The 25,770-nt window shown below is 53.9% G+C and carries 25 protein-coding genes; 9 read left to right on the top strand and 16 right to left on the bottom strand.

Going from position 1 to position 25,770, the window contains the following annotated elements:
- The first annotated feature begins 129 nt into the window (after window positions 1-129).
- Both OLX08_RS08850 and OLX08_RS08845 read left to right on the top strand, forming a co-directional pair.
- Complete coding sequence (locus tag OLX08_RS08850; protein ID WP_391480957.1) at window positions 130-672, top strand: L,D-transpeptidase; 543 nt, start codon at window positions 130-132, stop codon at window positions 670-672.
- Between the two features lie 68 nt (window positions 673-740).
- Window positions 741-2,165 (top strand): aldehyde dehydrogenase family protein, encoded by a 1,425-nt coding sequence (locus tag OLX08_RS08845; RefSeq protein WP_341246785.1) that lies wholly within the window; start codon window positions 741-743, stop codon window positions 2,163-2,165.
- A 71-nt stretch (window positions 2,166-2,236) separates the two neighbouring features.
- Here the strand turns inward: OLX08_RS08845 and OLX08_RS08840 are convergent, their stop codons facing one another.
- The 6 genes from OLX08_RS08840 to OLX08_RS08815 form a co-directional block, all read right to left on the bottom strand.
- Window positions 2,237-2,884 carry a pseudouridine synthase gene (locus tag OLX08_RS08840; protein ID WP_391480956.1) on the bottom strand — a complete coding sequence of 216 codons (648 nt, stop codon included), beginning with the start codon at window positions 2,882-2,884 and terminating at the stop codon, window positions 2,237-2,239.
- A 24-nt stretch (window positions 2,885-2,908) separates the two neighbouring features.
- On the bottom strand, window positions 2,909-5,353 hold the full coding sequence (locus OLX08_RS08835) for a GcvT family protein (RefSeq protein WP_391480954.1): 2,445 nt from the start codon (window positions 5,351-5,353) through the stop codon (window positions 2,909-2,911).
- A 69-nt stretch (window positions 5,354-5,422) separates the two neighbouring features.
- Window positions 5,423-7,867, bottom strand: a complete 2,445-nt coding sequence (locus tag OLX08_RS08830; protein ID WP_391480952.1) for a GcvT family protein — start codon at window positions 7,865-7,867, stop codon at window positions 5,423-5,425.
- Window positions 7,868-7,869: 2 nt separating this feature from the next.
- Window positions 7,870-8,187, bottom strand: coding sequence for a GFA family protein (locus tag OLX08_RS08825; protein WP_412535650.1), 318 nt, complete (start codon window positions 8,185-8,187; stop codon window positions 7,870-7,872).
- 53 nt (window positions 8,188-8,240) lie between these two features.
- Complete coding sequence (locus OLX08_RS08820; RefSeq protein WP_048598709.1) at window positions 8,241-8,804, bottom strand: helix-turn-helix domain-containing protein; 564 nt, start codon at window positions 8,802-8,804, stop codon at window positions 8,241-8,243.
- Window positions 8,805-8,889: 85 nt separating this feature from the next.
- Window positions 8,890-9,372, bottom strand: a complete 483-nt coding sequence (locus tag OLX08_RS08815; RefSeq protein WP_391480949.1) for a GAF domain-containing protein — start codon at window positions 9,370-9,372, stop codon at window positions 8,890-8,892.
- 97 nt (window positions 9,373-9,469) lie between these two features.
- On the opposite strand from OLX08_RS08815, the gene OLX08_RS08810 reads away from it, so the two are divergent.
- From OLX08_RS08810 to OLX08_RS08800, 3 genes are all read left to right on the top strand, one after another.
- Complete coding sequence (locus OLX08_RS08810; protein ID WP_391480948.1) at window positions 9,470-9,805, top strand: STAS domain-containing protein; 336 nt, start codon at window positions 9,470-9,472, stop codon at window positions 9,803-9,805.
- Window positions 9,806-9,845: 40 nt separating this feature from the next.
- On the top strand, window positions 9,846-10,280 hold the full coding sequence (locus tag OLX08_RS08805) for an ATP-binding protein (protein ID WP_412535649.1): 435 nt from the start codon (window positions 9,846-9,848) through the stop codon (window positions 10,278-10,280).
- A gap of 72 nt (window positions 10,281-10,352) precedes the next feature.
- Window positions 10,353-11,924 (top strand): gamma-glutamyltransferase family protein, encoded by a 1,572-nt coding sequence (locus OLX08_RS08800; RefSeq protein ID WP_391480946.1) that lies wholly within the window; start codon window positions 10,353-10,355, stop codon window positions 11,922-11,924.
- 4 nt (window positions 11,925-11,928) lie between these two features.
- Here the strand turns inward: OLX08_RS08800 and hspQ are convergent, their stop codons facing one another.
- The gene (gene hspQ, locus OLX08_RS08795; RefSeq protein ID WP_048598704.1) at window positions 11,929-12,255 is read right to left on the bottom strand and encodes a heat shock protein HspQ; all 327 of its coding nucleotides are present in this window, start codon (window positions 12,253-12,255) and stop codon (window positions 11,929-11,931) included.
- Between the two features lie 85 nt (window positions 12,256-12,340).
- On the opposite strand from hspQ, the gene OLX08_RS08790 reads away from it, so the two are divergent.
- Both OLX08_RS08790 and OLX08_RS08785 read left to right on the top strand, forming a co-directional pair.
- On the top strand, window positions 12,341-13,222 hold the full coding sequence (locus OLX08_RS08790; protein ID WP_391480945.1) for an AEC family transporter: 882 nt from the start codon (window positions 12,341-12,343) through the stop codon (window positions 13,220-13,222).
- A gap of 79 nt (window positions 13,223-13,301) precedes the next feature.
- A complete protein-coding gene (locus OLX08_RS08785) occupies window positions 13,302-13,886 on the top strand; it encodes a lytic transglycosylase (protein ID WP_391480944.1) in 585 nt (194 codons plus the stop codon).
- 11 nt (window positions 13,887-13,897) lie between these two features.
- On the opposite strand, the gene OLX08_RS08780 is transcribed toward OLX08_RS08785, so the two are convergent.
- The 4 genes from OLX08_RS08780 to OLX08_RS08765 all read right to left on the bottom strand — a co-directional run bounded on the left by OLX08_RS08780 (window position 13,898) and on the right by OLX08_RS08765 (window position 20,144).
- The gene (locus OLX08_RS08780; RefSeq protein ID WP_391480943.1) at window positions 13,898-14,497 is read right to left on the bottom strand and encodes a LolA family protein; all 600 of its coding nucleotides are present in this window, start codon (window positions 14,495-14,497) and stop codon (window positions 13,898-13,900) included.
- A 105-nt stretch (window positions 14,498-14,602) separates the two neighbouring features.
- On the bottom strand, window positions 14,603-17,518 hold the full coding sequence (locus OLX08_RS08775; RefSeq protein WP_391480942.1) for a DNA translocase FtsK: 2,916 nt from the start codon (window positions 17,516-17,518) through the stop codon (window positions 14,603-14,605).
- 11 nt (window positions 17,519-17,529) lie between these two features.
- Window positions 17,530-18,708 (bottom strand): aminotransferase class I/II-fold pyridoxal phosphate-dependent enzyme, encoded by a 1,179-nt coding sequence (locus OLX08_RS08770; RefSeq protein ID WP_391480941.1) that lies wholly within the window; start codon window positions 18,706-18,708, stop codon window positions 17,530-17,532.
- Between the two features lie 110 nt (window positions 18,709-18,818).
- Entirely contained in the window at window positions 18,819-20,144 is a 1,326-nt protein-coding gene (locus tag OLX08_RS08765) for an amidase (RefSeq protein ID WP_391483224.1), read from the bottom strand.
- 55 nt (window positions 20,145-20,199) lie between these two features.
- Between OLX08_RS08765 and OLX08_RS08760 the strand changes: the two genes are divergently transcribed.
- Window positions 20,200-21,459, top strand: coding sequence for an FAD-dependent monooxygenase (locus OLX08_RS08760; RefSeq protein ID WP_391480940.1), 1,260 nt, complete (start codon window positions 20,200-20,202; stop codon window positions 21,457-21,459).
- Here OLX08_RS08760 and OLX08_RS08755 read toward each other — a convergent pair.
- From OLX08_RS08755 to OLX08_RS08740, 4 genes are all read right to left on the bottom strand, one after another.
- Complete coding sequence (locus OLX08_RS08755) at window positions 21,456-21,653, bottom strand: Trm112 family protein (RefSeq protein WP_391480939.1); 198 nt, start codon at window positions 21,651-21,653, stop codon at window positions 21,456-21,458. The genes OLX08_RS08760 and OLX08_RS08755 overlap by 4 nt on opposite strands.
- Window positions 21,650-22,288, bottom strand: coding sequence for an LON peptidase substrate-binding domain-containing protein (locus OLX08_RS08750; protein ID WP_391480938.1), 639 nt, complete (start codon window positions 22,286-22,288; stop codon window positions 21,650-21,652). Before OLX08_RS08750 ends, OLX08_RS08755 begins: the two co-directional genes overlap by 4 nt.
- Before the next feature lie 63 nt (window positions 22,289-22,351).
- A complete protein-coding gene (locus tag OLX08_RS08745; protein ID WP_391480937.1) occupies window positions 22,352-23,266 on the bottom strand; it encodes a tetratricopeptide repeat protein in 915 nt (304 codons plus the stop codon).
- 55 nt (window positions 23,267-23,321) lie between these two features.
- Window positions 23,322-24,110, bottom strand: a complete 789-nt coding sequence (locus OLX08_RS08740) for an exodeoxyribonuclease III (protein ID WP_391480936.1) — start codon at window positions 24,108-24,110, stop codon at window positions 23,322-23,324.
- A gap of 114 nt (window positions 24,111-24,224) precedes the next feature.
- Between OLX08_RS08740 and OLX08_RS08735 the strand changes: the two genes are divergently transcribed.
- The gene (locus OLX08_RS08735) at window positions 24,225-24,821 is read left to right on the top strand and encodes a pyridoxamine 5'-phosphate oxidase family protein (protein WP_391480935.1); all 597 of its coding nucleotides are present in this window, start codon (window positions 24,225-24,227) and stop codon (window positions 24,819-24,821) included.
- A 140-nt stretch (window positions 24,822-24,961) separates the two neighbouring features.
- Here the strand turns inward: OLX08_RS08735 and OLX08_RS08730 are convergent, their stop codons facing one another.
- Window positions 24,962-25,648 carry a response regulator transcription factor gene (locus OLX08_RS08730; RefSeq protein WP_048598693.1) on the bottom strand — a complete coding sequence of 229 codons (687 nt, stop codon included), beginning with the start codon at window positions 25,646-25,648 and terminating at the stop codon, window positions 24,962-24,964.
- Window positions 25,649-25,770 lie beyond the last annotated feature (122 nt).

Here is a 25,770-nt window from a genome sequence, read left to right as displayed (position 1 = left end):
CTGAGGCAAAATTTTGTGATGCGGCGGCTTTCGTTTTGCGCCCACATTTCGCCTTATGTTAACCTTAAAGGCCGTAAACGGTGTCTTGTTATGATTTCTCGGCGATCTTTTCTTTTTGCATCACCTGCCTTGCTTGCAGCTTCTCCCGCTGCGGCGTTCTTTAAGCGTGCAGCGAAAGACTCGAATGGCGCGTACGAGCTGGAAGAGCATTTCAAACCCGCGATGGTTAAAGTTCCTGAATCGTGGCGCGTAGGCAGTATTCGGGTGTTGTCAGACCGGTTTCAGCTTTTTCATATTCGCAAGCGTGGCGTGGCGTGGCGCGTGGGCGTTTCCTTGGGTGAACAAGGCCTTGATTTCAAAGGCCGCGCCACAATTCACCACAAAGCTGAATGGCGCCGCTGGACCCCGACGCCCCGTATGCTCAAACGAAGACCAGACCTTTATGCTCAATACAAAGGCGGGCTTGATGGCGGCGATCCGCGTAACCCCATGGGCGCGGCAGCGCTTTACATGGCAGTGAACGGGCGCCCCACATACTACCGCATTCACGGCACCAACATACCGTGGTCAATCGGGCTGGCCTATGAGACTGGCTGCATCAAACTGCGCAATGATCACATGCAAATGCTTTATCCGCACGTAAAGGTCGGAACCCGCATGTTAGTGACGTAACTGAGGCTTGAACGAACCCGCCTCCTCGTGACAGTGTGCACAAAATTTAGGCCGTCAGGGAGCGCAAAATGAACACTCAGGAATTCTACATCAACGGTCAATGGGTCGCCCCCAACAGTGCTGCAACGATGGATGTCATCAACCCCTCAACCGAGGAAGTATGCGCCACGATCGCCATCGGGGATCAGGCTGACACAGATGCAGCAGTCGCAGCAGCGAAAGCCGCATTTCCCGGCTGGTCCCAAACAGACAAAGCTGACCGCGTCGCATTGTTGCAAAAGTTCCGCGACATTTACGTGTCCCGCGCCGAAGACATGGCCCAAGCAATCTCAACAGAGATGGGCGCACCGCAGCAACTTGCACGCGTTCAACAAATTGGCGCCGGCACATGGCACATCGACGGCTTTTTGAAAGCCTTTGACGGGTTTGAATTTGAAAAAATGCACACACCAACCGAGGCTACACTTCTGGAGCCGATTGGCGTTTGTGCTTTGATCACGCCTTGGAACTGGCCAATGAACCAGATCATCCTGAAAGTTATTCCCGCCATCGCGACCGGCTGTACAGTCGTGCTGAAACCATCCGAAGTATCCCCGCTGTCGGGTATTTTGTTTGCTGAATTCATGCATGAAGCGGGGTTCCCTGCTGGCGTGTTCAACTTGGTAAACGGGGATGGACCCGGCGTTGGCTCACAACTTTCATGCCACCCTGATGTGGACATGGTCAGCTTCACAGGCTCATCACGCGCAGGTATCGCAATTTCGAAAGCCGCCGCTGACACTCTCAAGCGCGTCAGCCTTGAATTGGGCGGCAAAGGTGCAAACATCATTTTCGCCGATGCAGACGAAGATGCTGTAAACCGCGGAGCAGCACGCTGTTTCCGCAACTCCGGCCAGTCATGTAACGCCCCCACACGTATGCTTGTCGAACGCAGCCGCTATGATGAAGCAGTTATCCAAGCCGCAGCAACAGCAGAAGCAACACGCGTCGGTCCTGCATCTGAAGAAGGCGAGCACATTGGCCCCGTCGTGTCAGAAGCACAGTTCACCAAAATCCAGGACCTGATCGAGATTGGCAAGAAAGAAGCGCGCCTTGTCGCTGGTGGCACAGGCCGCCCAGACGGCTTGAACCGTGGCTATTTTGTTCGCCCGACAGTTTTTGCTGATGTGAACAACGACATGGAAATTGCGCGGACCGAGATTTTTGGCCCTGTGCTGTCAATCATTCCGTTTGACACCGAAGAAGAAGCTGTCGCACTGGCAAATGACACTGTCTACGGTCTTACCAACTATGTGCAAAGCTCGGACGATGCCAAGCGTATGCGCGTGGGTCGTCAACTGCGCTCAGGAATGGTTGAAACCAACGGCAAAGGCTTTGCTCAAGGCTCGCCTTTTGGCGGCTATAAGCAGTCAGGCAATGGCCGCGAAGGTGGTGCGTTCGGTCTTCATGAATTCCTTGAAGTCAAAGCACTATCCGGATTTGTCGCCGAATAGGAACTGCGCTAGAAACAAAAAGAAGGCCTCGCAACATGCGGGGCCTTTTTCGTTACGCCTATTGCCGCTGCCTAAAATGGGACCTTTGCGCGGAAACGGTGACGCTGCCCACCGTCGGGATGGTGCAATTCCAACACCTCTGAGTGCAGCATCATACGTGGATATTCTGCCGCTGTTTCAGGCGCATAGAACGGGTCGCCAATAATCGGATTTCCCATGCTAAGGCAGTGAACGCGCAACTGGTGGGACCGGCCCGTTTGCGGGAACATGCGCAGCCGCGTCTCGCCGTCCAAGCGCTTAATCACTTTCCAATTGGTGACCGCAGGCTTGCCCATCTCATGACAAATCTTCTGTAGCGGGCGGTTTGGCCAATCGACGATCATCGGCAAATCTACAGTGCCCTCGTCCCCCTCAACACTGCCATGCACCCGCGCAACATACGTCTTTTTGGGGCGGCGTTTTTCAAACTGCAGGTTGATATGACGTTGGGCATAAGGAGTCAGCGCCCACACCATGACGCCACTCGTGTCGCGATCAAGCCGGTGGACCGTCAACGCTGTTGGAAACACCGCACGGACCCGCGCCTCAAGGCAATCAGCCAGATGTTCACCCTTGCCGGGAACACTCAACAAACCCTCAGGTTTGTTCACCACAACAATCTCATGATCGTCGTGCAAGATCTCTAGCGGGATATCGGGCGGGGCATAGGTATCACTCATGCCCCGCCTTTACACTGAATTATCTCAGACCTTAACCCGTTCTGACTTCGGATCGTAGAAAGGTTTCATCTGTGCTGTCGCCTCAACGCGCACACCGGCTACATCGATCTCAAATTTTGAACCGAGCATCTCAGCAGCGGTCTCACCTTTGCACGGCACGTAGCCCATGCCCATTGCGGCTCCTTCGTTGTGACCGTAGGCGCCAGAGGAAAGATATCCGACCACCTCACCATCGCGTAAAATAGGCTCGTTGTGATACAACAGCGGCTCTGGCTCGTTCAGTTTGAATTGCACCAAACGGTTCTCAAGGCCCGCGTCCTGTTTGCGCAAAATTGCATCGCGACCAATGAAGTTTTCTTTGTCCTTTTTGACCGCAAAGCCAAGCCCCGCTTCAAGGATGTGATCCTCAGCAGTAATATCATGGCCAAAGTGCCGGAAGCCTTTCTCAATCCGGCAGGTATCCATCATGTGCATCCCGCATAGGCGCACGCCAAGGTCAAATCCGGCTTCAGCGACCGCCTCAAAAACATGACCGCATTGATCCGCAGAGACATAGACTTCCCACCCAAGCTCACCGACATATGTGACGCGGTGAACGCGGGCGAGGCCCATGCCGATCTCAATTTCTTGGGCAGTGCCAAAGGGATTTACTTCGTTGCTGAAGTCATTCGGCGATACAGCCTGCAACAACTCACGAGAGCGCGGCCCCATAATTGCCAGCACACCTTCACCAGCAGTAACATCCATGATCACAACGTTGAAATCACCGCGGTGACGCATCAGCCAGACCTGATCCGCCTGACGTGTCGCAGCAGGCGTCACGACCAAATAGGATGTCTCGCCAAGGCGTGTTACAGTCACATCCGCCTCAATGCCGGCGCGGTTATTCAAAAACTGCGTATAGACGATTTTGCCAACAGGTACCGAATAATTACCGCCAGCGACATAGTTCAAGAACGCCTCGGCATCTGGCCCCTCAACGCGGATTTTGCCAAATGATGACATGTCGTACATGCCCACGTTTTGACGCACGGCCATGTGCTCTTCGCGGACATTGTCAAAGAAGTTTTGACGCGACCAGCTATATTCATACGCAGGCTCCTGCGCTTCACGAGCGAACCAGTTGGGGCGTTCCCAGCCAGCAAACTCACCCATCACCGCACCACGTTCTGTCATATGGTTATGGAAAGGTGAGCGCCGCACACCGCGTGCTGTTTCTTTTTGTTTGAACGGAAAGTGATCCTTGTAAAGCAGTCCCAACGTTTCTTTGGAACGCTCATACAAATACTTCGCATTCGACTGAAACGGCTGCATCCGTGCAATGTCCACATCACCCAGATCAAACGGTTTTTCACCGCTATCCATCCACTCAGCCAACGCGTGACCCGCCCCACCAGCAGATTGAATGCCGATCGAGTTGAAACCACATGCCACCCAGAAATTATCCAACTCGGGCGCAAGACCAAGATGATACGCATCATCGGGCGTAAAGCTTTCCGGGCCGTTAAAGAATGTATGAATACCCGCCTCAGCAAGCAGCGGCACACGGTCCACGGCTTTTTCCAAAATAGGCTCAAAATGATCAAAATCTTCGGGCAGTTGATCAAATTCGAAATCCTCAGGAATGCCATCCATCGCCCAAGGTTTGGCTTCGGGCTCGAACGCACCAAGCAAAATCTTACCGGCATCTTCTTTGTAATACGCATATTCGTCAGGCACCCGCAGGACGGGCAGCTGCGTCATGTCGGGAATGTTTTCAGTGACAATATAGAAGTGTTCACAAGCATGAAGCGGCACCGAAACGCCCGCCATTTTACCAACCTCACGGCCCCACATGCCACCACAGTTTACGACCATGTCTGCTTCGATATGACCGGTATTTCCATCCTCAGTTTGCCAATCGACACCGGTGACGCGTTGTCCTTCTTTGGCGATGCCAGTCACTTTAACGCGTTCTTTAATAAGCGCGCCGTTCTGACGCGCGCCCTTAGCTAGCGCGAGTGCGATGTTGGCCGGATCGCCCTGCCCGTCCTTGGGCAGATAAACTGCACCGACAACCCCATCGAGGTTGATATGCGGGTAAAGCTCTTGGACACGCTCGTTAGAGATTTCCTCAACCTCAACACCGAAAGCGCGCGCCATTGCAGCTTGGCGGTAGATCTCTTCACGCCGCTCTTCAGTCAGCGCAACCGTGATTGAACCACAGCGTTTGAAGCCCGTAGCAACACCAGTTTCTGCTTCAAGCTCGCCGTAAAGTTCTTGGGAATATTTAGCCAATTTCGTCATGTTAGCCGTTGCACGGAGCTGCGCAATCAGGCCCGCTGCGTGCCACGTTGTGCCAGACGTCAGCTGCTTTCGCTCAAGCAAGACAATGTCTTTCCACCCTTTTTTCGCAAGGTGATAGGCGACAGAACAACCAATTACGCCACCGCCAATGATGACAACGCGGGCTTTTTCAGGAAGGCTCATCAGAAGGATCCTTAAAGATAATGAAAATGAAAGGCGCAGCCCCGAGTGGCCGCGCCGAAGCCAAATAAATTACGCGCGGATGCGAGCGTTCTCAGGGTCCCAAAGGGGCTGATCTTCTTGCACCACTGCCGCCATACGCTTGCCGAAGACATCAATCTCAAGCTGAGTACCAGCAACCGCCGCATCAATGCGAACCATGCCCAGCGCAATGGCCTGATCACACCGGTAACCATAAGCGGCAGATGTGACTTCACCGACCACTTCACCATTTGCATAGACCGGCGCCATATAGGGTGCGTCTTGCTCGCCCGCCTCGACAGTCATGGTGACGAAAGCTTTCTTACGCCCCTGCTGGTGCTCTGCTGCGATAGCCGCTTTGCCCACGAAGTCCTGCGGTTTATCGAGGCGCACAAAACGCTCCATCCCGCTTTCAAGCACTGTGTAGTCTGACGAGAGATCACCCTTCCACGCACGGTAACCTTTTTCGATCCGCATACTGTTAAGCGCATACATCCCGAACGGCGTTGCACCGGCAGCAAGCACAGCGTCATAGATGGCCTTGATGCTGCCCATCGGTGCATGAATTTCCCAGCCCAATTCACCAGCGAAGCTAACACGGATCAAACGCGCCTGTTCACCAGCCACAGTTGCATCTTGGATCGTTAGCCACCCCAACGACAGATCACCATCGGTCAAGCCAGCCAACAATTCGCGCGACTTCGGTCCCGTTAGGATGAGGGTCGAATAGTCATCCGTAACATCCACCAACTCAAGACCATCAGGCAACCGGTCACGCAGCACTTCAAAGTCATGCCACTGCGCAGGTGCTGCGGTGATAAGTTGAAACTCGTCTTCGCCTAAACGGCCAACAGACATCTCAGTAAGAAGGCGGCCTTTGGTGTCTGCGAAATACGCCAGGTTCATCCGGCCAGTCTTTGGCAAGGCGCCCGTGATTGTGGATCGAAGCGCCTCAGCAGCACCTTCGCCCTTAAGGATGAACCGCGAAAACCCGGGCAAATCCAGAACACCTACACCGTCACGCACCGCCTCTACTTCAGCTTTGATGCGGGGTTCCCATGGACCTGCGCGGTCCCATGTTTCTGTACTCTCTATTGAGGTATCATCACCGTCTTTGGCAAACCAGTTCGCACGCTCCCAACCGTTATAAGCTCCCATCACACCGCCGTTTGCGCGAACGGTCGCATCATTGGGTGACAGCTTTTTGTCACGCCCTGCAGGCCATTCTTTGTGCGGGAAATGCATTCCGTATTCATGGCCATAAGTCTCGAGCGACTTTTGCAAGTTGTAGTCGAAATCAGCGTGCGCGGTGTAGCGGCGGGGATCAACGGCCCACATATCGTTTGAGGTTTCTCCGTGGATCAGCCACTCGGCCATCGCTTTACCTGCTCCACCACCTTGCACGATACCAAATGTAAAGCTGTGCGCCTCAAAGGCGTTTTGCACACCAGGCATCGGACCTATCATCGGCAAGCCATCAGGCGCATATGGAATTGGGCCGTTAATGTTGCGGCCAACGCCACCGGTCCCAAGCAAAGGCACGCGCTCCATCGCGTCTTCAATGTACCATTCCAAGCGGTCCAGATCATCGGGATACAGCTGGAAGCTGAAATCGTGCGGCATTGGATCTTCTTTGGTAGTCCAATGCGCTTTGCAGTTGAATTCATATGGTCCAAGATTCAGACCGTTTTTGTCTTGGCGCAGATAATAGCTGCTATCTACGTCGCGTATCATTGGTGTCTTGCGCCCATTTTCTTGGGTCCACTGTTTGATCTCGTCAATCTCTTCGGTCAGAAAATATTGGTGTGACATCACCGTTAACGGCACATCGCGGCCACCGAAAGGCTTGAACCACTCACCCACACGCGCTGCATAATACCCCGCCGCGTTCACAACTTTCTCGCAGCGGATATCGCCTTTTTCCGTGTGAACGATCCACTCATCCCCATCACGTGATACACCTGTCGCTGGGCAAAAGCGCTGGATATTGGCTCCCAAATCGCGCGCACCTTTGGCAAGTGCTTGGGTCAGTTGTGCGGGGTCAATGTCACCGTCAAGCGGGTCCCAAAGGATACCTTCAAGATCATGCGTCTCAACAAAGGGGTTATAATCCTTCATCTCTTCGCGGGTGATCATATCCATCTGCAAGCCCATCGCGCGGGCTTGTCCAGCAACTTTTTCAAACTCCATGGCACGTTCTTTGGTGTGCCCCAAACGCAGCGCACCCGTGACATGATAATTCATCGGGTAGTCGACCTCATCCGCGAGGCCACGGTACATCTCAAGCGAATAGCGCTGCATATTCATCACGGCCCAATTGGGCGCAAAGTTGGGGCAGTTGCCCGCCGCATGCCATGTCGAACCCGCTGTCAGCTCGTTCTTTTCCAGAAGCACACAGTCCGTCCAACCTTCTTTGGCAAGATGGTAAAGTGTGGAGACACCCACAACACCGCCCCCAATAATAACAACCCGCGCTGTCGTTGGAAAATCCGCCATGTCTAGTTCTCCCTTTGCGGTAAATCATCCGCGATTGTGTAATAGTCGCCCTTGGCGCCTACGTGTATGTGTTCATCAAGCTGGCCCTGGGTTGGCCCATCAATGGCCCCAAGCGAGAAACTAACGCTTGGCTCGCCAGCTAGTTTCCAAAATAAAACGCTGCCGCAGGTCGGGCAGAAGCCGCGCTGTGCTGTCTGCGAAGACGCAAACCACGACACCGCGCCAGTGATTGAAATACCTGTGTCGCTTACTTGGCCCGCCGCCCAATAGTGGCCCGATTGCTTGCGGCACTGTGTGCAGTGACATGCCGCCATTCGCATGACGGGTTCAGTCACTTCAAAACTGCAGCCCCCGCACAGGCATGACCCGCGCATCAATAAACCGGTGGCGCGATAACCCAGACCGCCTCACATGTTTCACTGTAGGGGTTCGCCCACCGAAAAGGTTGACCCTTCACGCGGAAGCTGTCCCCTTTTGAAAGGGTAAACGTCTTGTCCGCGATGGTTACGTCAAGTTTGCCCCGCACAATATATCCAACCTCTTGCGTCGGGCGCTCGACGAACTGCTCAAGAACGGCGCCCACTGCAAAGCTTGAATGCACCACCTCAAAGTCATCGCTAAGATCAGGCGACAAAAGCTCCTCAACCAGACCGGCGGCGCGTGATCCGATTGGGCGGCGCGCGCCCGCACGAACGATCAGCCCCTCCTCGTCGGGGGCTGCATTTACGCGAAACAAAGACGACACAGACACATCAAGTGCACGCGCCATGTCACGCAAATCATTGATTGAAGGCTCAGACATATCGCGCTCAACCTGCGACACCCAGCCGACAGAGCGACCAAGCGTATCCGCAAGATCTTGCAGCTTCATACCTCGCGCTTTGCGCAGGGCTCTTAAGTCAGCGCCAAGCGTTTTGACTGGCTGTTCATGTCGCACGACTCAAACCTCTTCGTGAAAAAATAATGCGTTATTTCACGTAGCCGGAAAATTCTGGCTTTGCCAAGATAAAAATTTCACTTGGCTAAAGAACTTTTTGAAAAACGCGGTGCAGCAAAGATGTCATCTGCTGAACGTCTTCATTTGTAAAAGCAGCAGGCTGATCGCTGTCCAAATCGAACACCGCCAAAAGCGCACCATGCCCATCAAAGACGGGCAAAACCAACTCAGACTGCGTGGAAGACGCACATGCAATATGCCCCTCAAACGCATGAACATCCGCAACCAACTGTGGGGATTGAAGACGCGCTGCAGCGCCACAAACACCCCGAGAAAACGGAATCTTTAGGCATCCGTGCCCACCTTGGTAGGGACCGATTTTCAAAACTTCGGGTTCTGTCACGCGGTAAAACCCAGTCCAATCAAACCGATCATCCGCGTGATGCACCTCGCACACGACTGTCGCCATCAGAGCAATCTCATCTGTTTCACCTTCAGTCAGCGCATCAATGGTTTTGTGCAAAGCGGGATAATCAATCATGACGGGCGGCTCCGGTTTGGTGATCATTTTAGATAAATGCGTTGCGGATCACGCGGACACAAGAAAGGAATTAGTAACAGTTGCGCCTTTACACCCGTCCACAGGGTGAACCGGAGGGCAAAAGGTGAGACTAACACAAACAACGACGCCAGCAGGGCTGATCTTGCGCGTCGAAGAGGCAAGGATTGACGCGATGGCGGCGATTGCATTCAAAGACGCGATGAGAGCCGCCACACAAGACGAGACAGGCCGTGCGATACTTGATCTTAGCGAAGTAACATTCATTGATTCCAGCGGGCTTGGTGCGATCGTTGCGGCACTTAAACAAATGCCAGATGGCACAGCGTTAGAGCTTGCCTGCTTGTCTTCAGCTGTCGAAAAGGTTTTCAGCCTGACCCGCATGGATACTGTTTTCAAAATTCACAAACAACTGCCAGTGACGTATCCCGCAGATGTGTGAAAAAGCTTTGAGCCAACCACGCCCCGTTGAGGCGTCTAATATGCTTTTTGAAGTGCAGTGTGAAGCCACTCCGGCAGGTATTCGGCGCGTGCTGAGTAGCATTCGTACGCAACTGTCCGAACGCACTCTGGGTGGCGCCGAAACAATTACCATTGCCGAATTAGTACTGGCAGAAATTCTCAACAACATCAGTGAGCACGCTTATAGCAACACAGATTGTGGCACGATCAATGTCATGGCCGATGATCTGGTTTGGGCGTGGCAGTTTCACGTATTTGACAAAGGCATGGCCAGTCCCGAGGCTGTGCAGCTGCCAACTGAAGCAGCTACACCTGAGGCAAGTCGCCTACCTGAAAGTGGTTTCGGCCTAATCATCATCAACACCTTGGCTGACAATCTTGAGTACAAGCGCAGCAACGGCACAAACCACCTAAGCTTTGTCATCACCAAGGTGCCAGCGCCCACACCACATTAATTTGAAAGCCCCATAGACGAGCCAAGGATTTAGCCTAATGTCTGCTCAACCAGATCATAAGCGAGGCACGTCATGCGCGATTTCCACAAACCACACCGTTCTTCCGTTTTCGCGCAAGATGCGATGGTGGCAACATCCCACCCAATCGGTAGCAAAACCGCGCTTGATATCATTGCAAAGGGTGGCAACGCGATGGACGCAGCTATCTCTGCAGCAATTGTACTGGGACTGTGTGAACCACAAATGACCGGGCTAGGCGGCGATTGCTTTGTTCTGTTCACGCCGCCAAACAGCAACGACATCAAGGCCATGAACGGATCAGGCCGCGCGCCCGCTGGCCTTTCCGCCGCTAAATTACGCGCGGAGGGTCATGACACTATTCCACTCCGCGATGCTTCTGCCGTCACAATTCCCGGCGCTGTTGATGCCTTTGCCCGGCTCTCCAAAGACTGGGGGCAGCTACCCTGGGATGTTCTGCTGCAACCGTCTATGCACTACGCCGAGCACGGGATACCCGTTGCGCCACGTGTTGCCTTTGATTGGGCGGAGGGGCTTGAAGCACTTCAGGGAAGCGCGCGTAATCAGTTCCTCAAGGGCGGCGAAGTCTACAAAACCGGTGAACTATTCCGCGACCCACGACAGCTGAAATTGTTGCACCACTTGGCCGAACACGGCCGCGATGGTTTCTACACAGGCGCAGTCGCTGAAGAAATGGTAGCGACGCTAAATGCGGCTGGCGGCACGCACACCATGGACGACTTTGCCAGCACCCAGTGCGATTACACACAGCCCATTTCCGGCACCTACGGTGATTTGGAAGTGGTCGAGCACCCGCCAAACGGACATGGTGCGACAGCGATCCTCATGATGAACATGATGAAGCGCTTTGACATTAAATCCATGGACCCGTTCGGCGCAGAGCGCGTGCATATTGAAGCCGAAATCGCAAAGCTTGCCTATGACGCACGCAACCGGTTCATTGCTGATACAGGCACGCCAACCGATTATTTGTTGTCCCAAGATACTGCCGACCGTTTGTGCGACCTGATTGATCCAAAACAAGCGATGGCTGATCCCAAAGCCATCTCGGAAGCTGTTCACAAAGATACGATCTACATCACCGTAGTCGATAAAAACCGGATGAGTGTTTCGTTGATCTATTCTGTATTTCACGGTTTCGGTTCTGGCATTGCCACACCCAACTACGGGGTTTTGTTCCAAAACCGTGGCGCTGGCTTCACGCTTGAAGAAGGTCACCCAAACGAGGCTGCGGGCGGCAAGCGCCCAATGCACACAATCATTCCGGGCATCGTCAAAAAAGCAGGTCGCGTGCTTATGCCGTTCGGCGTGATGGGTGGCGCATATCAACCAAATGGGCATGCGCGTTTGATCAGCAACATGGTCGACTTTGACATGTCAGTTCAAGACGCCATTGATGCGCCCCGTTCGTTCGCGGACAAAGGGACCCTGAAGGTTGAGCGCGGCTACAGCGACGATATGCGCAACGAACTAACCAGCCTTGGCCATACTGTTGATGTGCCAAACACCCCAATTGGCGGCGCGCAAGCGATTTTTCTGCATGACAACGGTGTGCTGGAAGGCGGCTCTGATCCGCGCAAAGACGGATGCGCCTTGGGCATCTGACCTGCTAGTTTAGCTGGTATTGCAGTTGGTAGGCCCCATCATTGAAGGGGCCAAACATCTCGTCCAAATCGGGATGGCCAACTGGCTCTCCGGAGTAGTCTGCGATTAGGTTTTGCTCGGAAACATAGGCTACATAGTAACTTTGCTCATTTTCCGCCAAAAGGTGATAGAAAGGCTGGTCCTTCACAGGCCGGCTTTCCTCGGGGATTGAGTCGTACCACTCTTCGGTGTTGGCAAACTCTGCATCCACGTCGAAAACCACACCGCGGAACGGGTGGTTTTTATGCCGAACGATTTGGCCCAGATAGTATTTTGCGCGCGTTTTGAGCATAGCGTTGTAACCCCCGAGGCCATTGCCTAAACTTTGCGACAACGTGAGTCTAGGGCTCCGCACCCCAAATCGAAGGAAACAGTTTGTGAACCTCGCATTAACAGTTCTCGAGATCACAGCACCGGTATTTATCCTTGGCATGATTGGCTTTGTTTGGGTGAAAATGGGCTTTGAGTATCGTGTCGAATTCGTCACGCGGCTGGCCATGACCATATCTGTGCCCTGCTTGATCTTTGTTGCTTTGATGCAAACCGAAATTGATCCGAACGCGCTGACGCTGCTGTCTCTTGCAACTGTTGCGGCATATGGCGCGGTAACCCTGCTGTGCTGGGGGCTGGTCGCAATAGGCAAGCTCGACCGGCGCACCTATCTTGCCCCGTTGATCATGGGCAACACTGGCAACCTTGGACTGCCGCTGTGCCTTTTTGCGTTTGGAGAGGCCGGCTTTGGCTATGCGGTTGTGGTTTTCGCGATCATGGCAATCTACTCGTTCACCTTTGGCATCTGGTTGGTCGCGGGGGGCGGCTCCCCGCTTAAGGTCCTCAAGGAGCCTATCGTAGCGGCCACCATTTTGGGTGCGTTGTTTTTGTGGCAAGGCTGGGAAACACCAACATTCCTGACAAACGCTTTGGGCCTTGTTGGGGATATGGCGATCCCGATTATGCTGATCACTTTGGGGGTCGCCGTGGCCCGCCTCACGCCAGCGCACCTTCCTCTTTCAATCATTTTGTCAGCATTTAAAGTTGTGGTCTGCGTCGGCGCCGCGGCTCTTATCGCGCAATGGTTTGGATTAGAATCCACGGCGGCAGCAGTTTTGATTGTGCAAATCGCGACGCCTGTCGCAGTGACATCTTATCTACTCGCAGAAAAATACGGTGCGGACGCAGATGCCGTTGCGGGCTTGGTGGTTGCTTCAACAGTGATGTCGTTGGTCACGATCCCGCTGACATTGGCGTTTCTAGTGTAGCGAAATCCAAAACATGTTTCGCGGACCCCTTAATTGAGTTATGTTGCACGCATAACCCGATAAAAATGGGAACAGGCAGATGAAACGACTATCCAGAGCATTGATGTTTTGCGTGCTAATCGCAGGGTGCGGCAGCAGCAATTATTCAGCCCCGCGCAATCTTGATAATGCTTGCAGCATTCTCAACCAGCGCCCGTCTTACCTGACGGCGATGCGCAAAACCGAACGCAAGTGGGGCGTACCTGTCGCCGTTCAAATGGCGGCCATTTACCAAGAGAGTAAGTTCATCGCGAACGCACGCACGCCCTATCGTTATGCGCTTGGAGTTATTCCGATGGGCCGTCAAAGTTCTGCCTATGGATACAGCCAAGCGCTAGATGGAACATGGGACGAGTACCGCTCTGAGCAACGCCGTTGGGCTGCACGCCGCGACCGTATTGGCGATGCTACTGACTTTATGGGGTGGTACATGGTTAAGTCGCGCGATGGCTTGGGCATCCCGCTCAACGACGCTCGCAATCAATACCTTGCCTATCATGAGGGCCGTACCGGATATGCGCGGGGTAGTTATAATCGCAAGCCGTGGTTGCTGCGGGTCTCACGTGAAGTCGGTAACCGCGCAGTAACGTATGACAGTCAGCTCCGCGCCTGCGGCAAGGCATAAGCGCGCAACCGCTAATTCCAATTTTCTGCCTCTTGGGGGATGCTGAACAAGCGCGCTCCAAGAGGGATGTCCGTCTCAAGCTGACCAAGGATCACGGTTGTCTCTGAGCCGATCTCATCCGTGATGATCCACTGGCGAAGCTGCGTTGGGCTGTCGGTGAACACAAGTTGGATACTGCCGTATTGCGGATTTTCAGGGTCCTGTGCGCGCACAAACGTCGCCGTGCCATCAAATTCATGTCCCACAACCATATCGCGTTTTGCCAAATCCACGTTGCGTTCCAGCAAAAGGTTCAGCGGTGTGCGGCGCAGCGGATATTGATCGGGATTATTTGCTGACTTGCCATCAAAGATCGCCACCTGACTACCACCTGCCATCACAAGCGTTTGCTCTGGCGGGCTGTACTCAAACCGGATGCGTCCGGGACGTTTGATGTAAATCGTGCCCGTAGAAATAGTCTGGTCCGCATTGATCTGTGTGAACTCACCCCGCGCAGTGGTCATGTCGTTAAGATAGCCCGATATCTGATCCAGTGAGAGCTTCTCAGCAGCAGATGCAGGAACGCCAAGCGCCAACAACACCATCATCGCAAAACTAGCTATTTTCGTCATTCTATTCATCCGCATCCAAACCTGTGCATCATTTACATGACACTGTTTCGCGGAGTTACCAGTGCTAGGCAATAACATCGCCTAACACTTTCGTTTTTGCGCGTATTACTGCGCCTCTGGGATCAGGATCTCGCGTTTGCCCACATGATTGGCAGGAGAGACAAGACCTTCTTCCTCCATCTGCTCTACAAGGCGCGCGGCCTTGTTGTACCCAATTGCCAGTTTACGCTGAATATAGCTGGTTGAGCACTTGCGATCCTTAACAACGATTTGCACCGCAGTATCATACAGCGCATCTTCGCCATCGGTATTACCGCCAAGTCCAAGAACCAGATCGATATCACTTTCTTGATCCGACGCAGGGCCATCAACAACGCCACTTTTGTATTCGGGCGGGCCAAAAGCCTTGAGGTAATTTACAATTTCCTCAACTTCTTCATCTGAGCAGAATGGCCCGTGAACACGAGTAATTTTGGAACCACCAGCCATGTAGAGCATGTCACCCATGCCCAAAAGCTGCTCGGCGCCCTGCTCACCCAGAATGGTACGGCTATCAATTTTTGAAGTCACTTGGAACGAAATCCGTGTGGGGAAGTTCGCCTTAATTGTACCCGTGATAACGTCAACAGACGGACGTTGGGTGGCCATGATCAGGTGAATACCCGACGCACGCGCCATTTGTGCAAGGCGCTGGATGCAGGCTTCGATCTCTTTACCCGCCACCATCATCAGGTCTGCCATCTCATCAACGATGACCACGATATAGGGTAGCACTTCGGGCTGGAATTCTTCGCTCTCAAAAATCGGCTCACCCGTATCTTCGTCAAAACCGGTTTGAACCGTGCGGCTGAACAGCTCACCTTTGGCCAAGGTGTCGCGGACGCGGCTGTTGTAACCTTCAATGTTACGCACACCCATTTTCGACATCTTGCGGTAACGCTCTTCCATCTCGCCCACAGTCCACTTCAGCGCAACAACTGCCTTTTTAGGGTCAGTCACAACAGGGCTAAGCAGGTGCGGAATGCCGTCATAAACACTCAGTTCGAGCATTTTAGGATCAATCATGATCAGGCGGCACTCATCGGGTGTAAGCTTATAAAGCAGCGACAAAATCATTGTGTTGATCGCCACAGACTTACCAGAACCGGTTGTCCCCGCGATCAACAGGTGGGGCATCTTGGCAAGGTTAGCCACGATGCTTTCGCCGCCAATATCTTTGCCCAAGGCAAGGGGCAGGCGCATGCTGCTGTCACCAAAATCACGTGCTGACAGGATTTCGCGCAGGACTACCATTTCACGGTTTTCGTTGGGCAACTCGATCCCAATAACAGAACGTCCCGGCACGGTCGAAACACGTGCAGAAAGCGCAGACATTGAACGCGCAATGTCATCGGCCAGACCAATAACGCGGCTGGCCTTCAAACCGGGGGCTGGCTCAAGCTCGTACATCGTTACAACGGGGCCTGGGCGAACACTGACAATCTCACCTTTTACGCCGTAATCATCCAAAACGCTTTCCAGCATCCGTGCGTTTTGCTCAAGCGCATCATCGGACAGATGATGCCGCTCAACGGTGTCTGGCGCACGCAACAGGTTCAATGGCGGCAGATCAAACTGGCTCGCGCTCTCCTCAAACTTCAGGGCTGGCTGCGCCTCAGCTTTGGCCTGACGTGATGGGACGATCGCCTTTTTCACAGGATGCTGCACAACTGAACGCGCTTGCGGTGTGGGAATTTGCATAGGCGGCGTTTGAGTTGCAGCCGCATAAGGGTCAGCCACATCGGGCGTCACCGGATCATAACTTTCAACCAAGGCATCTGGCCCCTCATCAAGGGCCTCATGCATCATTGGCGCCTCATCCGCATACATCTGTGGCGGAGTTGTTTGGGCAATCAACGGCTCAGGGCCACGGGGCATCAATGACGGCTCAACACGCGCCGCAGTTTGTGGCGTAGCTTGCGCGACACCGCGCGCGCGGTTCTTAATCGCGTCAGAAATACGCGCAGATACAGTACCCGCATCCGGTGCGGACAAATCAGCACTTAAGGCAGGTTCAACCAACTCTGGCTCAGGCATCGGTGCAGGTTTTGGCATCAAGCGCGCAAGCAGGCCTGTCTTTGGCTCGGCCACCGGCATCGGCGCGGGGCGTGGATCAGCAACCAAGGGAGCTGCATTTGTAGCTACCGTAGGCTCGACCCCAAATGCAGGGTCCGCACGTACAACAGACGCCACGCGTGCTTTTTCTTCCGCGCTATGCATCATGGGCAAGAGTGTTTCATGACGGTGCGCTGCCTCAAGTGCTTTTGCATCCGCGCGTGCCTCACGCATCTGCGCGTGACGCTCGGCCATGTGGCGCGCTGCAACACCCGCCCCTGAAGCGCCTTTACCCAACACTTTCAACGTCTGCGCATACGTGACAACCAAGCCTACCAACAAGAAACGTCCGATCACACGCAGCTCATCTTTGATGAACCCAAGGACGAACAGACCAAGCGCCACAGTGCCCAAACCAGTCAGCAGGGACATCAGCTTGACCCCGAACGCGGGGGAAAACGGCAAAATGCTAAGGATGACCGCAAGAGTAGTCTCGCCAAACAATCCGCCCAAGCCAAACGAATGGTTCCAACCCGCAGGTGGCGTCAGGCTTGCACCATAGATGGAGGCGATCGCGACCAAAATTGGAAAGAAGATCAGACAGCTCACCGCACGTTCTTGGCCGCGGTGCAAAATAAAGCGCACGCCCCAAGCGATAAACACTGCTGGGATGACCCAAGCGCCTTTACCCACGATCATGAAAAGCGGGCCTGACAGTGACGCGCCAAAGCGGCCAAGCCAATTCTCGATCGGCGCTGTTGTGGCGACCATAAAGTTTGGATCGGACGGAGAATAACTCCACAGCATCGCCCAGCTCAGCGCGCCCAAGACCAAAAGGCCAAGACCAATCAACTCTTTCGAGCGTTTTTCAATCGCCGCCTGCATGTCCGTATCGAACAAAGGGTCACCTTGTGTGCGTAGTGCCATATCCCGTTTCCTCATCCGTAGATGCAGTCGCGTAAGGCAATAAGCCCGCGCTGCACGTCTTGTTTTGGGGCCACCAATGCGACCCGAATATAATTTTGTCCCGGATTACCTGCATCCGTATCGCGGCTCAGATAACTACCAGGCAGAACACGAACGCCCGTTTGCGTCCAAAGCTTTACTGCTGCTTGTTCTGCATCCTCGGCAGGCAGCCACAAAAAGAAGCCAGCCTCGGGCGATTGATAGCCCTCGACATCAGCAAAAATCTCATCGGCCAGATCAAACTTCTCTGCGTAAAGCGCCCGAGACGCCGTAACGTGGGTTTCATCGTTCCAACACGCGACAGCAACATGCTGCAACGGCAATGGCAGTGGTGTGCCAGCGTAGTTTCTCAGCTGTTTCATGCGCGCAATATTTTGCGGCCCAGACACAACAAACCCTGAGCGCAAACCCGCCAAATTTGACCGCTTTGACAGCGAATGGAAAATCAAGACACGCTCGGGATCAGCACCCATTTTTTGCGCAACTTCAAGCGCACCAGTCGGCGGGGCGTCGCGGTAGACCTCGGAATAGCACTCATCCGCGATAATCTTAAAATCAAACCGCTCGGCCAAGCCAATCAACTCGCGCCAATAGCTTTCCGTTGCTACGGCACCCTGCGGGTTCGCCGGTGAACAGATATAACACATGGCGGTACGCTTAAGCACATCTTCGGGAAGGCTTGCGTAGTCAGGCAAAAAGCCGGTCTCTGCGGTGGCATTTACATAAACGGGCTCGGCGGACGCGCTCAGCGTGCTGACTGCGTAAACTTGATAAAACGGGTTCGGAATAAGGACGACTGGCGGCTGCCCGTTCTTACTTTCAGGGCACAGCGCCATGTTCACATTGTACAGGCCCTCGCGGGTCCCGTTAAGCGTTAGAACCTCAGTCGTTGCATCAACTTTTGCGCCGAACCTGCGACCAACCCAAGAGGCGATGGCTTCAAGCAACTCTGGCGCGCCATCGTTGGGGGGGTATTTGTTAAAGCCCGACACATGGGCCGCAAGAACCTCGGGGACAAATTCGGGAAAGGCGTGCTGTGGCTCACCAATGGTCATAGCAATCGGTTCACCGCCAGACGGCAGGTGGTCCAATAACGCGCGCAAACGCGGAAATGCATAGGCCGGAAGGGCGCTAAACCGCTGGGGATACATCAATACTGCCTCATGTTCGGGATCATTATCGCCCCGTTATTTCAACATTAAACCAAATCAGAGGCGCTGCGTCCAGAAAAAGCCAACAGTATTGGGCGGTTATGTGACTTTTAGGCCCCTATTGCGCTTATTGCGGCAGCTAATCGCAGTGCTTTGGCGTCTTGCATCGGCAAACAATTAATCATGAGGCCCGTCGATTTGTGGCCTGCGGGTACCGTGACCGAGCACAATCCCAGAAGATTGGCCACGCGCGTGTTGCGAAGCGCCATCAAATTTGCCTCAACAAAATAGTCAGGCTCCGCAATCAATCTCGCCAAGTTCGGCGGCATGATTGGCGCAGTCGGTAACAGCACCCCGTCAAATCGCGCGGCTTGAATGGCATATTCACGCCGGATGTGATCCAACTTTTGCCACCCCGCCACGAAATCAGATGCGGCTACGTTTTTGCCGGCTCTAAATCGCTCGCGAACCTGATCGAACATTGTGTCTGGCGACGCCTCAATAACCTCGCCCCATGTGCCATAAGCTTCGGCAGTAAATAGCGGCCCCGCAATCGCGAAGGCATCATTTAGAGCCTCAAATCCGAACGGTTCAACAACAGCACCTGCCCGCTTAATGGCTTCGACTGCGCGCTCGTAAGCCGCGCGCGGCGCATCTTCCAAACCTTCAAGCACCACTGTTTGCAGCGCGCCAAACCGTACCCCTTCAAGAGACGCATGAGCCAGATCAACACTGCCACCACCCAACACATCAAACAGTACCGCGGCATCTTCCACGCTTCGACAGAGCGGCCCAACGGTGTCAAAACGCTGGCAAAGCGGCACCACGCCTTTCGTCGCAATCGCCCCATGGGTTGTCTTAAGCCCTACAAGGTCATTCCAAACGGCGGGAATTCTGACGGACCCGCCCGTATCAGAACCTATCGCGGCAGCGGCCAAACCAAACGCAACAGATGCAGCAGCGCCAGATGATGACCCGCCGGCAACTGCATCATGGTCGTTCACACACGGGCTAGTCTCTGTGACGGGATTATACCCAAGGCCCGAAAACGCCAACTCGGACATGTGTGTTTTACCGAGACAGACCAGACCCAATTGTGTTGCATGTTGCAAAACAAGAGCGTCTGCATCGGGGGTTCGCCCTGCAAGCAGTTTCGATCCCGCCTCCGTGACTGTACCCGCCGTATCAAACAGGTCTTTCCAAGAAATCGGGACGCCATCAAGCGGACACAGCCGCCCCCCATTCTGTTGCCTAGTTCGTGCCGCAAGCGCCTCGGCCCGGGCGCGATCAGCGGTAACGCGAGCGTAGATTTTGTCCGTAAAGGGGTGGGCCGCAATCGCTTGCAGAAACACATCGCACAACTCAACAGGATCGATATCCCCTGCCCCAATGCCACGCCCAAGATCAACGGCCGTCATCGTTTGCCATTTATGCATGCCGGAATACCCCAAGATAAATTTTCTCAGGTGAAACCTATCCGCTGCATCCAGCATGGACAATCCCGCCCCAACGCCCATATTCAGCAACATGGATAAGAGTACAGATTTGATCATTGTCGGCGGCAGCCTGAACGGATGCGCACTTGCTTTGGCAGCCGCAGGCACAGGGCTGAGCGTCACGTTAATTGATGCCGAAGATGTCGCGACACAGACGCTGTCCAATTTCAACGGCCGCTCATATGCGATCGCACTGGCTTCGCAGCGATTGTTGAACGGGATTGGTCTTTGGGACGATCTTGAAGGCGACGCACAGCCGATGCTTGAAATTAAAGTAACCGATGGGCGCGTTGGCGAAGGTCCATCACCGTTTTTCATGCATTTTGATCATGCTGAAATTGAAGAAGGCCCAATGGGGTTTATGGTCGAAGATCGGCATTTGCGACGTGCGTTTTTGAACGCTGTTCAGAATGCTGAAATTACCCATCTGCCGAATGCCCGAGTAGTCGCGCAGCACACCGACGCGGCTGGCGCTTCTGTTACCCTTGCGGACGGAACCATGCATACGGGGCGCGTATTAGTCGGGTGCGACGGGCGAACATCAGGCACTGCCATGCGCGCCGGTATTATGCGCAACGGTCGCGACTACGGACAGACTGCGATGGTCTGCGCGATTGCCCATGAGAAACCACACGGCGGAATTGCTCACCAGTTTTTCATGCCCGCGGGTCCTTTGGCGATTTTGCCCCTTAGTGGGAACCGAAGCTCTATTGTTTGGTCAGAAACGCATGAAACAGCGGCCCGCGTCAGCAAAATGAGCGACGATGATTTTATTGAGCACCTCAAGCCCCGCTTTGGAGACTTTCTGGGAAACATTGAACTTGCAGGCGCACGCTATCACTATCCGCTGTCACTGACCTTGGCCAACGCCCTCACATCACAGCGCATCGCGTTGGTGGGTGACGCAGCACACGGCGTGCACCCCATTGCGGGACAGGGGCTAAACGCGGGCCTAAAAGATGTAGCAAGTCTTGTTGAGGTTCTCGCACTGGCAAAACGCAGGGGCGAAGACATCGGTTCCGATTTGGTATTAGCGCGCTATGCGCAGTGGCGGCGCTTTGATGTTGCGGCTCTTGCTGCCTCAACCGACAGCTTCAACGCGCTATTTTCAAATGATAACGGCTTTTTGCGCGGCTTGCGTGACGTAGGTATGGGGATCGTAAACGCAGTTCCCGCTCTGCGCAGAGGCTTTATTCGCGAAGCCGCAGGCCTGACCGGCGATTTGCCCAAGCTCATGAAAGGGCAAAGCGTCTAAAGACTGCGCGCTTCGTCTACTAACAAGATTGGGATACCTTCACGGATCGGAAAGGCCAGTTTAGCTGACTTACTGATAAGCTCTTGGGCATCAGCATCGTAATCCAATGTGCCTTGCGTGCGCGGGCAGACCAAGGCTTCAAGCATACATGGATCAAACTTGGTAGCGGTCTTACCAGATACCTCTTGGCTCATTGCATCATCTCCTCCGACTGGCCCCCTCTTAACGCGAACTCGATCAGCGTCACAATAGTTTCGCGGCGTGTCGTCAGAGATGGCGCCTCAAGCAGCGCCTGTTTGTCTTCTGGCTCAAACGGGCAAAGCATCGAAAGCGAGTTGATGAGCAACTCCTCGTCCGCTTCCTCCAAGCCATCCCAATCAGTCTTCAAATCATAAGCGTCAAAAAACTTTTCAAGCGACGCCATAAACTTGGGACGGTCAAATTCAGGATCCCGCTCGGCGGCGCCCAAATCACGCTCAAAACCGCTCCAAGAGACGTCGCATTGACGGTAGGGCGAAAACCCTGCGACTTCTGCCGATACGCGAAACCGCGAAACACCAGCAAGAGTCACCATATAGCGGCCGTCTTCTGTCTCGGAAAATGCAGTGATCCGGCCCGCGCATCCAATAGCGTGCAGACCGTTTTCGCCGCGCGCCTCATAGGGCTGCACCATACCGATCAAACGGTGCGAAGTTTTGAGGGCGTCTTCGATCATCTGAAGATAGCGTGGCTCAAAAATATGAAGGGGCAAACGTGCCCGCGGCAAAAGCAAAGCACCGGGCAGCGGGAATACGGGAACGCGATTTGGCAGGTCAGCTGTTTTCATCATATTCAAGCAGATAGCTTTGCAAAGACGCAGGGCAACGCGACAAATGTGCCCCGCGTGAATTAGTTAGACAAAGATCATCGACGACAGGCGGCGGCGACCGTTCAACGCGATAGGGTCTTTTGCTTCAAGCGCATCAAAGATGGTAAATAGCTGTGCTTTTGCAGCGCCGTCATTCCATTCACGATCACGCCCGAATAGATCAAGCAACTGATCCACGGCACCCTCTAGATCACCCGCTGCGTGCATGGCGGTGGCCAGATCAAAGCGGGCTTGGTGGTTGTTTTCATCAGCCTTCACCGCTGCGCGCAACTCATCAAGCGGACCTGCACTAGCAGCTTGCTTTGCCAGCTCAAGTTGCGCATGTGCTGCCTCAAGTTCGGCTGACGCAGATATCTCGGCAGGTGCGCCGTTCAGAACTGCTTCAGCTTGCTCAACCTCATCAAGCGCAAGATGTGCACGAACCAGACCGCCGTAAGCCGCTGCATTGGTGGGCTCTTCTTCCAGAATGGCTGCAAAAGTCTGAGCCGCATCTGACGCATCACCGGCAGTCAGCATTTCCTCAGCCGCCTCAACAGCAGCTGCAAGGCCGTCATCCTCACCACCAGGGCCCATTGCGGCAACACGTGTGACAAACGCCTCAATTTCGGAACCTGCAACCGCGCCTTGAAAGCCGTCCACTGGCTGGCCTTGCCAAAACGCATAGACTGTCGGGATGGATTGGATTTGCAATTGTCCCGCAATCGCTTGATTTTGATCTACGTCCAGCTTCACCATGCGAACGGCACCATTTGCGGCTGTTACCGCCGCCTCAAGCGCAGGGCCAAGTGTTTTGCATGGGCCACACCAAGGCGCCCAAAAGTCAACGATGACCGGCACCTTTTGAGACATCTCAACGACGTCCTGCATAAAGGTCGCTTCTGAGCCATCTTTGATCAGATCATCTGCTTGCTCGTTCTGCGAGGCACCAAGTTCCAACATTGCTTTATCCCTTAAATATCAGTTGCACGTCATATGTGTAGCGCAGGACGAAATGTCAAAGATCAAAGGTCGCAAAAACCGGAGCATGATCTGATGGCTTTTCCCAGCCACGTGCGTCACGCAACACGCGACTGCTATGTGCTGCGCTTTTGATGTCACCAGTGGCCCAAATATGGTCCAAGCGGCGTCCTTTATCTGCCGCGTCCCAATCTTTGGCGCGATACGACCACCAGCTGTAAAGCCGACCTGCGGGAATATCCGCGCGCGTCACATCATGCCAGTCACCTGCCGTCATCACATCATTGAAATGCTCTACTTCGATAGGCGTATGGCTGACGACTTTAAGCAGCTTTTTGTGGTCCCAAACATCGTCCTCACGCGGGGCGATATTTAGATCACCGACCAGAATAGCCCGCTTCGGTGCTGACGTCCTGAACGCATCACGCATATCTGTGAGATAGTCCAACTTTTGGCCAAACTTTTCATTCACATCGCGGTCCGCGACGTCACCACCCGCAGGCACGTAATGGTTGTGAATTGTCACACCATTCTCAAGCCGGCCCGCGATATGGCGTGCATGACCAAGACTTGCAAAATCCTCGGCACCGGCCTCGACCATCGGGATCTTGGAAAGGATCGCAACACCGTTGTAACCCTTCTGCCCGCGCGCGACCATGTGCGTGTAGCCAAGTGCTTCAAAACCAGCCGTGGGAATTTTCTCAACGGGAGATTTACACTCCTGCAAACACAGCACATCCGGCGCTTGCTCAGAGAGCAATTTAAGCACCAAATCCTCGCGCAGGCGCACTGAATTAATGTTCCAAGTGGCGAGAGTAAATGACATGGTGGTGCTCCTGATGTAACTTGCCCAAGTCGTAACTTAGCCCGCTTTGAAAGGCCAGTGTTGCAGCGCCGACCTACGCTATGCAAAGCTGCGCCTACCCAATAGGAGCACGCGATGACACCCCAAGAGTTACGATATCTGTATGGTTACCCTAGTGAACGGGCCGCCCAAAAAGAGATCACAATTTTCGATCATCATTGTCGTGCAATCATAGCCGCCTCGCCGTTTGTGATCATGGCGACCAGCGGGGCAAATGGGCTGGACTTATCCCCCAAAGGTGACCCCATAGGCTTTGTGCATGTGGAAGACGACAAAACGCTGCTGATCCCTGATCGGCCTGGAAATAACCGTATCGACGGGCTTCTCAACATTGCGGGCGATCCGCGGGTGGCACTGTTGTTCATGATCCCAACAGTGACCGAAACGTTGCGGGTGAACGGTATTGCGGAAATCACCGCTGATCCTAAAATTTGCGGCCGATTTGCGATCAATGGCCGCAGCCCAAAAACAGTTACCAAAGTTACTGCCACACAAATCTTTACCCATTGCGGCAAAGCGCCGATGCGCGCGGGACTATGGAACCCTGACACATGGCCTGACAAACGACCTGTCGGCACGCTTTACGAAATGGTCCGTGATCACGCCCAATTGCCCGTCGATACAACAGATCAGGCAGCCATTGAGAAGATGTATAAGTCAGAGCTTTATTAGGCGCCCACGCCCTCGAGGCAAAAAAGAAGCCCTGACCAATATGATCAGGGCAAAGTCCAACAGGGAGAGAATGTTGTATCCCCAACATCAAAGGGTAGATAACGTATGCCACGCTGTGCGGCATACGTCCTTGATCCAGATCAACCGTTAAGCCGGTAGCCGCCACTTTCCGTCACAAGCAAACGCGCGTTGCCGGGATCGGGCTCAATTTTTTGGCGCAAACGATAAATATGCGTCTCAAGCGTGTGGGTCGTTACACCGGCATTATAACCCCAAACTTCGTGAAGCAGTACATCGCGGGCAACGACACCCTCGGGGGCGCGGTGAAGAAACTTCAAAATATTTGTTTCTTTCTCCGTCAGGCGAATTTTCTTTTCGTCCTCAGTGATGAGCATCTTTTGCGCAGGCTTGAACGTGTATGGCCCAAGATTGAAAACGGCGTCTTCTGATTGCTCATGGGTGCGTAGCTGCGCGCGAATACGCGCCAATAGAACCGGAAATTTGAACGGCTTTGTGACATAATCATTTGCACCGGCATCAAGCCCTAAAATGGTGTCCGCATCACTATCGTGACCTGTCAGCATCAGAACCGGACATTTCACACCTTGCTTTCGCATCAAACGGCACAGCTCGCGACCGTCAGTATCAGGCAGGCCTACGTCCAAAATCACCAAATCATAAAGCTGCTCTTTGGCACGTTCCATCGCGTTATGGCCGTTTTCAGCTTCGAAAACATCAAAGTCTTCCGTCATGATGAGTTGCTCCGACAGAGCGTCACGCAGATCATCGTCATCATCAACAAGCAGAATTTTCTTCAATTGCGCCATCATGGCCTCCGTGAGTTATTGATCTACAAATGGGCACAAACGCAGAATTGAGCAAGTTTTACCCCGCCGTTTCACAGGCTCGTGTCAAAAGGGTTGCAAATGTTTCAATTTAAAGGGCAAGC

The sequence above is a fragment of the Nereida ignava genome (assembly GCF_047114695.1).
GTDB classification, from domain to species: Bacteria; Pseudomonadota; Alphaproteobacteria; order Rhodobacterales; family Rhodobacteraceae; genus Nereida; species Nereida ignava.
This window is presented reverse-complemented; position numbering and strand designations above follow the sequence as displayed.

What these genes read in the sequence shown, in the direction of transcription:
- OLX08_RS08760 (WP_391480940.1), top strand. Translation starts at nt 20,200, where the DNA reads ATGGACAATCCCGCCCCAACGCCCATATTCAGCAACATGGATAAGAGT.
- OLX08_RS08745 (WP_391480937.1), bottom strand. Translation starts at nt 23,266, where the DNA reads ATGTTGGAACTTGGTGCCTCGCAGAACGAGCAAGCAGATGATCTGATC.
- OLX08_RS08785 (WP_391480944.1), top strand. Translation starts at nt 13,302, where the DNA reads ATGAAACGACTATCCAGAGCATTGATGTTTTGCGTGCTAATCGCAGGG.
- OLX08_RS08830 (WP_391480952.1), bottom strand. Translation starts at nt 7,867, where the DNA reads ATGGCGGATTTTCCAACGACAGCGCGGGTTGTTATTATTGGGGGCGGT.
- OLX08_RS08740 (WP_391480936.1), bottom strand. Translation starts at nt 24,110, where the DNA reads ATGTCATTTACTCTCGCCACTTGGAACATTAATTCAGTGCGCCTGCGC.
- OLX08_RS08770 (WP_391480941.1), bottom strand. Translation starts at nt 18,708, where the DNA reads ATGTATCCCCAGCGGTTTAGCGCCCTTCCGGCCTATGCATTTCCGCGT.
- OLX08_RS08825 (WP_412535650.1), bottom strand. Translation starts at nt 8,187, where the DNA reads ATGCGAATGGCGGCATGTCACTGCACACAGTGCCGCAAGCAATCGGGC.
- OLX08_RS08750 (WP_391480938.1), bottom strand. Translation starts at nt 22,288, where the DNA reads ATGATGAAAACAGCTGACCTGCCAAATCGCGTTCCCGTATTCCCGCTG.
- OLX08_RS08765 (WP_391483224.1), bottom strand. Translation starts at nt 20,144, where the DNA reads ATGCATAAATGGCAAACGATGACGGCCGTTGATCTTGGGCGTGGCATT.
- OLX08_RS08780 (WP_391480943.1), bottom strand. Translation starts at nt 14,497, where the DNA reads ATGACGAAAATAGCTAGTTTTGCGATGATGGTGTTGTTGGCGCTTGGC.
- OLX08_RS08800 (WP_391480946.1), top strand. Translation starts at nt 10,353, where the DNA reads ATGCGCGATTTCCACAAACCACACCGTTCTTCCGTTTTCGCGCAAGAT.
- OLX08_RS08845 (WP_341246785.1), top strand. Translation starts at nt 741, where the DNA reads ATGAACACTCAGGAATTCTACATCAACGGTCAATGGGTCGCCCCCAAC.
- OLX08_RS08775 (WP_391480942.1), bottom strand. Translation starts at nt 17,518, where the DNA reads ATGGCACTACGCACACAAGGTGACCCTTTGTTCGATACGGACATGCAG.
- OLX08_RS08805 (WP_412535649.1), top strand. Translation starts at nt 9,846, where the DNA reads ATGCTTTTTGAAGTGCAGTGTGAAGCCACTCCGGCAGGTATTCGGCGC.
- OLX08_RS08815 (WP_391480949.1), bottom strand. Translation starts at nt 9,372, where the DNA reads ATGATCACCAAACCGGAGCCGCCCGTCATGATTGATTATCCCGCTTTG.
- OLX08_RS08730 (WP_048598693.1), bottom strand. Translation starts at nt 25,648, where the DNA reads ATGGCGCAATTGAAGAAAATTCTGCTTGTTGATGATGACGATGATCTG.
- OLX08_RS08835 (WP_391480954.1), bottom strand. Translation starts at nt 5,353, where the DNA reads ATGAGCCTTCCTGAAAAAGCCCGCGTTGTCATCATTGGCGGTGGCGTA.
- OLX08_RS08735 (WP_391480935.1), top strand. Translation starts at nt 24,225, where the DNA reads ATGACACCCCAAGAGTTACGATATCTGTATGGTTACCCTAGTGAACGG.
- OLX08_RS08755 (WP_391480939.1), bottom strand. Translation starts at nt 21,653, where the DNA reads ATGAGCCAAGAGGTATCTGGTAAGACCGCTACCAAGTTTGATCCATGT.
- OLX08_RS08840 (WP_391480956.1), bottom strand. Translation starts at nt 2,884, where the DNA reads ATGAGTGATACCTATGCCCCGCCCGATATCCCGCTAGAGATCTTGCAC.
- hspQ (WP_048598704.1), bottom strand. Translation starts at nt 12,255, where the DNA reads ATGCTCAAAACGCGCGCAAAATACTATCTGGGCCAAATCGTTCGGCAT.